The organism is Bacillus sp. FSL K6-6540 (assembly GCF_038007545.1).
In genome coordinates this window covers 2453846-2465813 of record NZ_JBBOXH010000001.1, presented here as the reverse complement: position 1 = coordinate 2465813, position 11968 = coordinate 2453846, and the positions used below count along the sequence as shown (strand labels likewise).

At 51.1% G+C, this 11968-nt stretch carries 12 protein-coding genes; 2 read left to right on the top strand and 10 right to left on the bottom strand.

The window, feature by feature from the left end; translation table 11 throughout:
* Nucleotides 1–20: 20 nt before the first annotated feature.
* Both aroQ and MHH82_RS10845 read right to left on the bottom strand, forming a co-directional pair.
* Nucleotides 21–467 carry a type II 3-dehydroquinate dehydratase gene (aroQ, locus tag MHH82_RS10850; RefSeq protein ID WP_145035510.1) on the bottom strand — a complete coding sequence of 149 codons (447 nt, stop codon included), beginning with the start codon at nucleotides 465–467 and terminating at the stop codon, nucleotides 21–23.
* A 77-nt stretch (nucleotides 468–544) separates the two neighbouring features.
* The gene (locus tag MHH82_RS10845) at nucleotides 545–1042 is read right to left on the bottom strand and encodes a YqhR family membrane protein (RefSeq protein ID WP_009591249.1); all 498 of its coding nucleotides are present in this window, start codon (nucleotides 1040–1042) and stop codon (nucleotides 545–547) included.
* A gap of 167 nt (nucleotides 1043–1209) precedes the next feature.
* Between MHH82_RS10845 and MHH82_RS10840 the strand changes: the two genes are divergently transcribed.
* Nucleotides 1210–2202 (top strand): DUF1385 domain-containing protein, encoded by a 993-nt coding sequence (locus tag MHH82_RS10840; protein ID WP_009591233.1) that lies wholly within the window; start codon nucleotides 1210–1212, stop codon nucleotides 2200–2202.
* Between the two features lie 6 nt (nucleotides 2203–2208).
* Nucleotides 2209–2544 carry a hypothetical protein gene (locus MHH82_RS10835; protein WP_009591231.1) on the top strand — a complete coding sequence of 112 codons (336 nt, stop codon included), beginning with the start codon at nucleotides 2209–2211 and terminating at the stop codon, nucleotides 2542–2544.
* A 49-nt stretch (nucleotides 2545–2593) separates the two neighbouring features.
* Here MHH82_RS10835 and MHH82_RS10830 read toward each other — a convergent pair whose 3' ends face one another.
* From MHH82_RS10830 to metG, 8 genes are all read right to left on the bottom strand, one after another.
* The gene (locus MHH82_RS10830; protein WP_015734444.1) at nucleotides 2594–3517 is read right to left on the bottom strand and encodes a patatin-like phospholipase family protein; all 924 of its coding nucleotides are present in this window, start codon (nucleotides 3515–3517) and stop codon (nucleotides 2594–2596) included.
* A gap of 78 nt (nucleotides 3518–3595) precedes the next feature.
* Nucleotides 3596–5152, bottom strand: a complete 1557-nt coding sequence (locus MHH82_RS10825; RefSeq protein WP_036665749.1) for a family 10 glycosylhydrolase — start codon at nucleotides 5150–5152, stop codon at nucleotides 3596–3598.
* 116 nt (nucleotides 5153–5268) lie between these two features.
* Entirely contained in the window at nucleotides 5269–5694 is a 426-nt protein-coding gene (gene mntR, locus MHH82_RS10820; protein ID WP_009591262.1) for a transcriptional regulator MntR, read from the bottom strand.
* 171 nt (nucleotides 5695–5865) lie between these two features.
* A complete protein-coding gene (locus MHH82_RS10815) occupies nucleotides 5866–6579 on the bottom strand; it encodes a cytochrome c biogenesis CcdA family protein (protein ID WP_009591263.1) in 714 nt (237 codons plus the stop codon).
* A 17-nt stretch (nucleotides 6580–6596) separates the two neighbouring features.
* Complete coding sequence (locus MHH82_RS10810) at nucleotides 6597–7427, bottom strand: metal ABC transporter permease (RefSeq protein ID WP_175495141.1); 831 nt, start codon at nucleotides 7425–7427, stop codon at nucleotides 6597–6599.
* Nucleotides 7428–7447: 20 nt separating this feature from the next.
* Nucleotides 7448–8197, bottom strand: coding sequence for a metal ABC transporter ATP-binding protein (locus MHH82_RS10805; protein ID WP_340965618.1), 750 nt, complete (start codon nucleotides 8195–8197; stop codon nucleotides 7448–7450).
* 101 nt (nucleotides 8198–8298) lie between these two features.
* Entirely contained in the window at nucleotides 8299–9390 is a 1092-nt protein-coding gene (locus MHH82_RS10800) for a metal ABC transporter solute-binding protein, Zn/Mn family (RefSeq protein WP_251493880.1), read from the bottom strand.
* A gap of 212 nt (nucleotides 9391–9602) precedes the next feature.
* Entirely contained in the window at nucleotides 9603–11591 is a 1989-nt protein-coding gene (metG, locus tag MHH82_RS10795) for a methionine--tRNA ligase (protein WP_340965616.1), read from the bottom strand.
* Nucleotides 11592–11968: the final 377 nt, after the last annotated feature.

Here is an 11968-nt window from a genome sequence, read left to right as displayed (position 1 = left end):
CCCTTATCCCGAAATAGGAGCTACCCTTCTTGCTTGACCAGGACTTGCAGTAGAGCCGACAAGCCCAATGTGTAACTCGCCGCGCCAAAACCCGCGATTTGTCCGACAGCCACAGGCGCTATGACGGAGGTATGACGAAATTCCTCTCTGGCGTGAATGTTCGAGAGATGAACCTCCACTGTCGGAATGCGCGCAGAACTGATGGCATCACGCACAGCGTAGCTGTAGTGAGTCAGTGCTCCCGGATTAAGGAGTATGCCGTCAGCCTGTCCGATCGCTTCATGAATACGGTCAATGATAGCACCCTCATGATTAGACTGAAAGAAGGTAATACCGATACCGGCGAGATCCGCCTGTTTACGCAAATTATCTTCGATCGCCTGCAGGCTGAGCGAACCATAAATGCCCGGTTCCCGGAAGCCGAGCAGGTTTAAGTTCGGTCCGTTTATCACCCATATGGATTTCATAGGGCTTCCCACCTTTTCGTCAAATAACCAAAAGCTATTTTACCATAGGCGGCATCGGGTTGAGAAGTTTTTCTTGGCTAACCCGTCAGCTTCTTCGGTTCACGTAGTTTCTCGTCGGTGAATTCCTGCGCAATCGTATAACCGATAAAGAGGCCCCATAATATAAAAATACAAACCTCCGAAATGTTTGTATCCCAGGACAGCTTCTTCACTGGGTCCGTCAGCCGAAGCCAGGGATTGAGCGCAACAAACAGCACCGCCCACCACACGATTCCGTAAGCAATCCCGGGCCATGGGCCCTTCAGCTTCCTGAACAGGGCAACATAAATGAGGGAGGCGATGACGGAAAAGGCAATGAAGGACAGCCACCCGGCGATTTGCCCGGCTGTGGTCTTGAGGAATTCATGTTTGAAGAATGGCTCCAGCAAAAAACCGGGCACGACCTTCGTGAATCTCAACCAGTAAAAGATCCAAAGCACGCCTCCCCAGATCAGGCCGGCATAATAGCCTAGCTCCAGGGCAAACGTAAACGGATTGGTTATCTGGTTCTGCTTACGAAATTGATGTTCATGCATGGATTGATTCTCCTCTTCTTCGGTTATCGAAAAGCCCCGCTGTTTCTCCATTTCATCTCTGAAAGTAGTATGCACCGCTTCCCCTGCCCTAATCCAACTAGAAATTACTTTCAAAATTCGATACAATAGTTCATAGAACGAATAACATGTCAGGGAGGGTGAACTGGTTGTCCGATAAGTCAACCCCGATCAGCTATGGAGGCCAAGCTGTAATCGAAGGCGTTATGTTCGGCGGCAAGCATGTGAATGTGACGGCCGTGCGGCGTAAAAATAATGAAATCAAGTTTCTCGAGGTGCCTCGCGAAGACAAGGCATGGGTTCGGAAGCTGCGGAAGATCCCGCTTCTTCGCGGCATCGTCAGTCTCATAGATTCTACTATCAAAGGCTCCAAACATTTGAATTACTCTGCCGATGCTTATGCTGACGATACGCTGGAGCCCGAAGAACGCGAGAAGCAGAAAGAGAAAGAAGACTCCGGCTGGAGTTTAAGCATGATTATCGGTGTGGCCGCCGTCAGCGTGCTTTCCTTTGTTTTCGGCAAGCTGCTGTTTACACTCGTTCCTGTTTTTGTAGAGGATTTCTTTTTTGGCGATACATTTGATCACTATATCGTGCATAACCTGATTGAAGGCGTTATTAAATTAATACTGCTTCTCGTGTATTTATGGGCAATCTCCCAAACACCGGTCATAAAAAGGCTCTTTCAGTACCACGGCGCCGAACACAAAGTCATCAGCGCATTCGAAGCCGGCGAAGAGTTGACGGTGAAGAACGTTCAGAAATATACGCGGCTGCATTATCGCTGCGGCAGCAGCTTTATGATGCTGACCATTGTGCTCGGCGTTGTTGTCTACTCGGTGGTGCCATGGGATACCATGACGCAGCGGGTCATTCAAAGAATTGCGCTTCTTCCGGTCGTGCTTGGCGTTTCCTTTGAATTCCTGAAATTGACCAATGCCATGCGGGACCTGCCGGTACTCCGTTTCCTCGGATATCCCGGTCTGTGGCTGCAGCTTCTGACGACGAAGGAACCTACTGATGATCAAGTTGAAGTATCCATCGCATCCTTTAACAGAATGCGTGAGTTAGATGCTCAATACGAGAATGTTACAGTTCACCAATCTGTGACAGGAAGTGTGCTGGATCCCGCGAAAGGGTGATAATCCATGAGAAGGCATGCGATCATTTTTTGGACGGCGATTACGTTGGCCGCCATAGGGCTACTGGTATTCCTGTTAGACCCTGGATCAAGAATGAGAATATTGATTCCTCTAATTATTGTTGCTGTCGTGTATGTGCTTTACAAGTTCCCGCCACGCCGTTTTAACAAACGTCCCAAGGTGAAGCCTTCCAAGCGGACGGCCGCGAAACTGGCGGCGGCTAAGAACAGCACCGTACGCAAAAGCAACCCAACGGCTAAACGTAAACAGTATCCGTTTCAAGTGATCGATGGGCACAAAGGAAAATCCGACCCATCCGATGATGTTCCTAAATACCATTAACCGGAAAAACCGCCCGCCCGCGCATGCATATGCCGGGTGGACGGTTTTTTTAATGTTCGGCATTCCAGCGGGTGAAAAACATCGTGCCGGCCGTCAGACCGGAATTGTATAAATTCTCGCTTTCCTCTTTGGTCAGATTAAAATGGGTGGTGCCGATGCCGAGCGTCGGAATTTTGATCGTGCGATTTCGGTTTTGCTGCTCGATATAACGTTCATCGTGTGCAGAGAGCATCGTCTCGAACATGGCGGTTAACATGCCGATCGGGCCTTCGATCAGATGAGGCAGGTTGCTGTTCTTCCCGACCATCTGAAAGCCCAGAACCGGCAGGGGCTTAGGCCCACCCTTCGATTCGCGATCAAAGAGCCATAAGGGGAAGTTGCTGAGCAGTCCCCCATCCACAATATAAACAAATTGTTCCCCGAACGATTTGCCTTTTGCGGCCCTGCCCAACAAACGCAGGATGACGGGATCAAAAAAATAGGGGATGCTGCAGCTCATGCGCACAGCCTTGGCTACCGGAAAGGTGGCAGGATTGATCCCGTATTGGCGGAGATCATCCGGAAGCACCAGCAGCCTGCCATTGGTGATGTCCGATGCCACGATGTAAAGCTTGCCTGCCGGGATGTCCGAGAAGGTAAATATCCCTTTGGCCAGCAGGATTTCCCTTATCCAATTCTCCAGGGCTTCTCCGGAATAGAGCCCTTTCTTAATCAAGACCCGCAAGGCAGGACCGATGAACTTTGTATTAAAAATGGGTGCCCGCTGGAGAAACGAATGAAAGGGCGTTTCCTCGATAATGCGCTTGATTTCGTCGGCACGGTAACCTGCTGCCAGCACGGATGCCACGATGGAGCCCGAGGACGTTCCGGCAACGCGGCTGAATACCATGCCGGCATTCTCCGCCGCCTTGACAGCCCCGGCAAGCGAGATGCCCTTGACCCCCCCGCCTTCAAAAACCGCATTGATCTGCATATAAAAATCCCCCGCCTCACATGGTCTAATGACTATGTATGAGCGCGGGGGATGTTTCATACCTATAGGACGTGCAGATTATCTATAATATGATTGCAATTGATCTTTAATGCCTAACGGATTGCTTAAAATATTCTCTGCTCTAAAGAAAATGCTGCCTTTCACTTCGGCATGGTTCTGATTGTACTTCAATTGATTGATGATTTCCGATGCGCTCTGCCAGCCGATTTCGCTGGTTCCCAGCTTGTAGGGGGCATGACCGATCAGAAGATCTACGCCGGTTCCTTGTACTTCGCTTGCCCACCAGTCCACCAGCTTATCATAGTCGGCTGCCGGATTACTCATGCTCCAGTAGATCTGCGGTGCAACGTAATCGATCCAGCCGTTCTGGATCCAGGTCCGCACATCGGCATACATGCTGTCATACGCCGTTACACCGGCCTTCGTATCCGATCCCGTCTTATCCACGGACTGGTTACGCCATACGCCGAAAGGGCTGATTCCGTATTCGACGTCCGGTTTCACGCGATGAATGCTCTCTCCGAGCGATTGGACAAAGGCATTGATATTTCCGCGGCGCCAATCCGCCAGATTGGCGTAGGCCCCATTATTGAACTCGCGGTATGCCGCGTCATCGTTAAAGACCGTATTGGACGGATAGAAGTAGTCGTCCAGATGGATGCCGTCAATATCGTATCCGTTAACGACCTCCATGATCGTATCGATGATATGCTGCCTGGCTTCTGGAATCCCAGGGTTGATGTACAGCTGCTTGCCCGTATTCACGATCCAATCCGGATGGCTTAGCGCAACATGGGACGGATGGAGCGATGCCGTCAAAATATCGGTGTTCGCCCGGAATGGATTAAACCAAGCGTGAAATTCCATATTCCGTTTGTGCGTTTCCTCTACCATGAAAGCAACCGGGTCGTAACCCGGATCGGCACCTTGAATGCCCGTCAACACTTTCGACCACGGTACCATGGTGGAAGGATACAATGCATCACCGGCCGGACGTACCTGCACGTACACGGTATTGATGCCGACATCCTGGAGCGAATCCAGCAAGGCGATGTAAGAGGCTTGCTGCTGTTCCGCGCTGGTCTTCGTTTTCGGCCAGTCCAGATTGAACACGGTGGATATCCAGGCCCCTCTGACTTCATCCCCGGTTGATACCGGCGGAGGAACGACGACCGAGCCCGTGGACAGCGAGATGCGCTGTGCCGCCTGATTCCACTCCACTTGAACGCCCAGATTCTCGCTGATGAAACGCAGCGGAACCATGACCCGGCCGTTCTTGATTTCAACGGAAGCATCCAGTGCTACCGATGATCCATTCACGAGGGCGGTTTTTTTGCCGGATGTCAATTGCAGGCTCGAACCGTCCTTTCCGATGGTTACCGTCTTCGACTTCTGATTCCAAGCGACCGAAGCGCCAAGTCCTTCACTGATGATCCGCGTAGGAACCATGGTTACGTTAACCTTCGGCAATATGTAAGGAGATACGTCACTGTTCAGGTTTACACCGTCCAGCTGAATGCTGATACGAGCCGCCTTCGCTTGCGCGGTTGGGACCACCGACGGGAGACACAATAACAGCATGATCAGCACCAACAACCATCTACGAAGCTTCATTTCTATTAATCCTCCGAAAATATGAAATTTGCAGGTAATCTAACCTATTACTATAACCATGTAAATATGACGGTTCAGTTTAAAAAAGCATCTGTCACAAGCGGACAGATGCCACATTACGATTCGTTGACTAATTCGTTATGAACGTCACGCAAATCCTGAAGTCGATTCTCATCACGCTTGAAATATTCCACAAGCGTCTCAATTCTCGTAATGGAATCCCAGCTCAAGTGATGCTCGATTCCTTCAACGTCCCTGTAAATGTTTTCATCCTGTACACCGATCATCTCAAGGAATTCCTCAAGCAAATGATGACGTTCCATGAGCCGCTTGCCCATTTTTTTGCCTTTGCTGGTCAGAACCAAACCACGATATTTTTCATAGATCAAATATTCGTCTTTGTCCAGCTTTTGAATCATTTTCGTGACGGATGAGGGGTGAACCTCCAAGCCTTCGGCAATATCCGAAACGCGCGCATATCCTTTTTCGTCGATCAACTTGTAGATGCGCTCCAAATAATCCTCCATGCTAGGTGTCGGCATCTTATTCCCTCTTTTCTATAATTACATAACCCGTGCCATAAAACTGTTTTACCTGCATTAGTAATGATACATGTTTTTGAGACCCGTTGGCAAGTCCTGGTCCAATCCTCATGTTAATATGGGCCTATGTCAATATGGACCTATGAATTGAACCAGCCTTACCCAACATCATTAGAATTTAAGCCATTCCGGCGTAATGCCTTGCAGCCAAATCGTGATTTTGTACATTTGATCCGTGAAGAGCAGAACCCCCATCAGAATCATCAAAACGCCGCCGACCTTCATCAGCGTGCTTGAATATTTAAGAATCCAGCGGGTGGAGCCGATGAAAAAGGCCAGGATGAAAAACGGTACCGCAAACCCGAGCGAATATGAAGTGATCAGCGGGAACCACGTTCCCGGATCGGAAGCTGCAAGCGCGATGATCGCCGTCAAAATCGGTCCTACGCAAGGCGACCAGCCTGCGGCGAAGCCGATACCAAATAGAAATGTTCCTATGTATCCGGTCGGTTTAGATTTAAAATTGAATTTCCGGTCCTTCATGAGAAATTTAGGCTGGAAAATGCCGATAAGCATAAGTCCCATCACGATGATCAGCAGCGCGGATAACTGGCGAATCAGATCCTGGTATTCCGTGAAGAACTCCCCGAACAGGCCTGCCCCCCAACCGAGAGTGTAATAAACAGCAGAAAACCCAAGGATGAACGCGAGTGTGTGCGTCATGGTCCGGAAACGGACCTCCTTGCGGTTCTGTTCGTTCTTTAAGTCATTGACCGACATGCCTGTAATAATGGATAAATAGGACGGGTACAGCGGCAGGCAGCATGGAGATATAAATGAAGCGAAACCGGCCGCAAACGCGATGCCGATATTAATATCAGCCATTTGATTTTAGAACCCCCTTATGTCGTAAAGCCCTTTTTGCCGACAAGCGTAATGATGAGCAGGCTGATCAGCAGCAGCACGATGGTGGCGCCGGGTGCCAAATTAAATACGCCGGCAAGCATCAGTCCCCCGATAACGGCAATTTCGGAGATGATCACCGATAATACGATGGAGCTTCGGAAGCTTCTCGCCAGCAATAAACTGATCGCTACCGGAATGGTCAGCAATGCGGAGACCAGAAGCGCGCCCACAATCTTGATGGCGGTGCTTACGACAAGCGCCGTCAGCACCGTAATGATCATGTTCATCCATTTGACGGGCAGGCCGCTGACGCTGGCCGCATCCTCCTCGAAGCTGAGCAGGAAAAATTCCTTGAAGAACATAACCACCACCGCAATGACAACGACGGTTACGCCGCCTACCATATAAATATCCGTGGAATCCAGCGTATAGATGCTTCCGAACAAATAACTCATGACATCCGTATTATAGCCCATTCCCAGCGTGAAAAACAGCGAGGCCAGCGCAACGCCGCCCGACATAATAATGGCGATTGACAGCTCGGCATAACTTTTGTAGGCCTTTCTCAGCTTCTCAATCGCAAAAGAGGCCAGGACCGCAAATACCAATCCTGCGGCAAGCGGGTAGACTTCGATCAAAAATCCGAGGGCCACGCCCGCTATCGTGACGTGCGACAACGTATCGCCGATCATCGACAGCCTGCGCAGCACGAGGAATATTCCGATAAGCGGGGCCGTAATCCCGATCAGAACCCCACCGATCAGCGCCCGCTGGAAAAAATCGCTAAGCAAAATATCAAGCAATGACAACGTCTCCTTCTCCTGCATCCATAAGTTTGTTTCTATGATTATACGAGCGAATGCTGCAAGTCCACTTCCGCGCAGTTTTCGATTTCATGGGAATGCCGGACGAAAAACTGAATCTTCCCGTTCTGCGATACCGGCGATTCGCCCAGGTAGTCTTTGACCATGTCCAAATCATGGGTGACCATCAGGAACGTCATATGGTGATGGGCATGCATATGGGTGATCAATTCAAAGAATCCGGCCTGGGTCTCCGCATCAATGCCGATTGTCGGCTCGTCCAGTATAAGCAGATCCGGACGATTGATCAGCGCGCGAGCAAGGAATACGCGCTGCTGCTGGCCTCCGGACAGGGCGCCGATCCGCTTATCGGCAATATCCTGAATGCGCATCACTTCCAGCGCGTCTTCGCATTTCTGATGGTCCAGGCGGCTCAAACGGCGAAACATTTTTTTTCGATTATATAGACCGGACATGACGACTTCGCGCACGGTGGCAGGGAACAGCGGGTTGAACGCATTTTTTTGCGGAACATAACCTATTCGCTCCCAGTCCTGGAATTTACGGATCGGCTGGCCGAACAGTTCAATGGTCCCTTCCACGGCGGGAAGCAAGCCGACGATCATGCGGAGCAGGGTGGTTTTTCCCGCGCCATTAGATCCGACGATGCCAACGAAGTCCCGCTCTTTTATGGTGAAATTAAGATCCTTGATCACCTGTTGATCCCGGTAATGAAAGGATACATCCTTGATTTGTACGATAGGTTGGTGGCAATCCTGCGCTGCCGGCTCCATAAACAGGCCGCCTTTCTCTCTGTAGTCTCTCTATAATAAATATACGAGTCCGTATACGTTCATAACACGAAAGAAGAGGGGGATATGATCCCCCTTCTTCCTTATTGTAAAGCCTTCGTTAGATTTTGCAAATTTTTCTCCATCAGCGTGAAATAATTCTCGCCGCTGCTAGCCTGCTCCTTGGTCAGCCCCTCCACCGGATTCAGCACCAAGGTTTCCACGCCCGCTTCATTGGCCAGCGTTTTCGCCAGTTTATCCGATACGAGTTCTTCGAAGAAAATATATTTCACTTCCTTCTCTTTCACCGTCTTAGTCAGGTTCACGATATCCTGCGCTCTCGGCTCGGCGTCTGGCGACAGTCCCATAATCGCATGCTGCGTCAAACCGTAGTCCCGGCATAGATAACCGAATGCCTGGTGGGATACGACGATATCTTTTTTCGGCAGTTTGGACAGCTCGCTCGCAAAGTCGTTATCCAGTTTGACCAGCTTCTCTTTTAACGCTTCATAGCGCTGTTCATAGCCGTCCTTATGTTCCGGATCGACCTCGACCAGGCTGTTCTTGATATTTTCTGCCATGACCAGTGCGGATTTCGGGCTTACCCAAGTATGCGGATCCGTATGATGAGTATCCGTGTTCGTCTCGGCTGCCTCTTCCTCGTGATCATGGCCAGCATGATCTTCTTCGGTGCCTTCCTCATGGCTGTGGTCGTGCGCTTCAGCGCCTTCTTCATGACTGTGGTCGTGTTCCTCTTCATGGGCTGCTTCACCATGCCCGTGGCCATCATCCCCCACGGCGTCGATCAGTTGGATCCCTTGGGAAACGATGACTGGTTTCACTTGCGTATCTTTATCGAGACCCTTTAAGAATCCAGGCGCCCAGCCTTCCAGCCCTGCACCATTATAAAGAAACAGCTCAGCCTTGGATGTATTGACGATATCCTGGCTCCGCGGCGTCCAATCATGAGGTTCCACGCCCGTTGGCAGAAGATTCACGACATTGACCTCGTCTCCGCCGATTTCCTTCGTAAATTCATATATTGGATAGAAGGTCGTAATGACGTTAACCTTGCCTTCTACAATGCTTCCGCCGGATTTGCTTCCGCAGCCCGACAGGATGAGCATCGCCAGCAACATCGAAGTTACGCTCCAGGTCCAGCCGTTCAGTTTGTTCTTGCTCTTTCTCTTGTTCATGTTCATCTCCCCCACATTCGCTCCGCTCAACTAATCGTAAACTTTACTAAAAAGATTATAAGAGCAGTTCGACGTGATTGTCAACCAAATCGTAAAATTTACTATTAGTTTTTCATATAGAACTCATGTCCCCCGTATTAGAGGAAAAAAATAACGGCGTACCCTTAACAGGGTACACCGTCTGATCCAACTTAATTCAACGCAAGCGTCATTTATTTCACGATGGCGCCGTTTGGCATGCCCTCCGGCACGGTTGCCAGCGTGAGCTGATCCCCGTAGGAAGCGGCCAAAATCATGCCTTGCGACATTTCGCCTCTAAGCTTCACCGGCTTCAGGTTCGTCACGCAAATCACTTTGCGTCCCACCAATTCCTCCGGCGTATAGAACTTCGCAATGCCGGACACCACCTGCCGCTGCTCAAACCCGAGATCCAGCTGCAGCTTCAGCAGCTTGTCCGCTTTCTTGACCGGCTCGGCGGCGATGACCTTTGCTACGCGCAGCTCAACCTTGGCGAAATCCTCGATGCCGATTTCCTCTTTGAGCTCCACAGTCTCCGCTCCGCTATCGGCGGACGAAGCTGCCGCCGAACCCGTAGGCTCTTCCTCGGCTGCCTTCTTGCCGCCAGTCATCGCTTCAGCGATGTAGGCCACTTCCAGCTCCGCATCCAGGCGAGGGAAGATCGGCTCGCCCTTTTGAAGCTTCGTTCCAGCCGGTATCGCTCCGAGCTGGCGTCCGCTTTCCCAAGTTGTCAATTCCCCTTCCGCCAAGCCGAGCTGTTCCCACATTTTCTTCGGCGTGCGGGTCAGGAACGGCTGCAGCAGGATCGATGCAATCCGCAGCGTCTCGACCAAATGGCTCATGACGGAAGCAAGTTCATGCCGTTTGCTCTCGTCTTTGGCCAGCGTCCACGGCTGGGTCTCATCGATGTATTTGTTGCTGCGGCTGACAAACTGGCTGATCGCCGTCAGCGCAACCGAGAACTCCATATTCTCCATGGCAGTTTCGACTTTGTCATAAACGGACTTGGCCGCTTCCTCGATTGCGGCATCAAAAGGCGTTACGCCTGCCGAGAAAGCCGGAACCTCCCCGCCGAAGTATTTATCGACCATGGCCACGGTGCGGTTCAGCAGGTTGCCCAAATCATTGGCGAGGTCGGAGTTCACCCGCTCTACGAAGCTTTCCGGCGTAAACGTGCCGTCCGCCCCGAACGGAACTTCGCGCAGCAAGTAATAACGAAGCGCGTCGAGACCATACCGGTCGATCATCGTGACCGGGTCGACCACATTCCCTTTGGATTTGGACATTTTGCCGTCCTTCATGAGCAGCCAGCCGTGGGCAAACACTTTTTTCGGAAGCGGCACATCGAGCGCCATCAAGATGATCGGCCAATAGATCGTATGGAAACGCACGATTTCCTTGCTCATTAGGTGAACGTCCGCCGGCCAGTATTTGTCATACAGGCTGGTGTCCTCCGTACCGTAACCGAGTGCCGTGATGTAGTTCAGGAGTGCATCAATCCACACGTAGATGACATGTTTCGGATCGCTCTTGACCTTAACCCCCCACTCATAGGTTGTACGGGACACAGCCAGATCCTCAAGACCCGGTTTAATGAAGTTGTTGATCATCTCGTTCTTGCGGGATACCGGCTGAATGAAATCCGGATTCTCCTCGTAATACTGAAGCAGGCGGTCCACATACTTGCTCATGCGGAAGAAGTAGCTCTCCTCCTTCACGAGCTCCACCGGCCGTCCGCAGTCCGGACAATTGCCGTTGACCAGCTGACGTTCCAGGAAGAACGACTCGCAAGGCGTACAGTACCACCCTTCGTATTCGCCCTTGTAGATGTCGTCCTGCTTCAGCAGACGTTCAAATACATCCTGCACCACCGTGGTGTGGCGCTTCTCCGTGGTACGAATGAAGTCTTCGTTCGATATGTCCAGCTTTTTCCACAGATCCTTGATGCCTGCCACGATGTCGTCAACGAACTGCTGCGGGGTTTTACCGGCCTCTGCCGCTTTGCGTTCGATCTTCTGCCCGTGCTCATCGGTCCCCGTCAAATAACGGACATCGTATCCGCGAAGCCGTTTGTAGCGGGCCATGGCGTCGCCGGCCACCGTTGTGTAAGCATGTCCGATATGCAGCTTGTCGCTCGGATAATAGATCGGCGTCGTAATATAAAACGTCTTTTTGTCTGCCATTGTAACCTTCCTTTACCGTGAAATTGATTGTCGCATCAAGCGATTCCTTAGGAAAACCAGCAGTAAACAGCAAAAAACCCCCGCCCCTATGGGACGAGAGTTATTCTCACGTGTTACCACCCAAATTCCCCGTACCCTTGCGGGCAACAGGCTCATCTGCCGTCATACGGCGTCCATTAACGCTGGCTCACGCCGCTTCTTTACGGCAGCCACTGGCTGCAGCGCTCAAAAACGGATCCTCCAAGACCATTTTCCGAAATTCGCCAAGACCGGTTTCCAGCTCCTCCGGCTCTCTGTTCAAGGCAAGCTTTTCGTACTTATCTCTTCCTCGGATATACCTATAATTTCTTACATTTTAATCAAACGAGCCGCAGCGT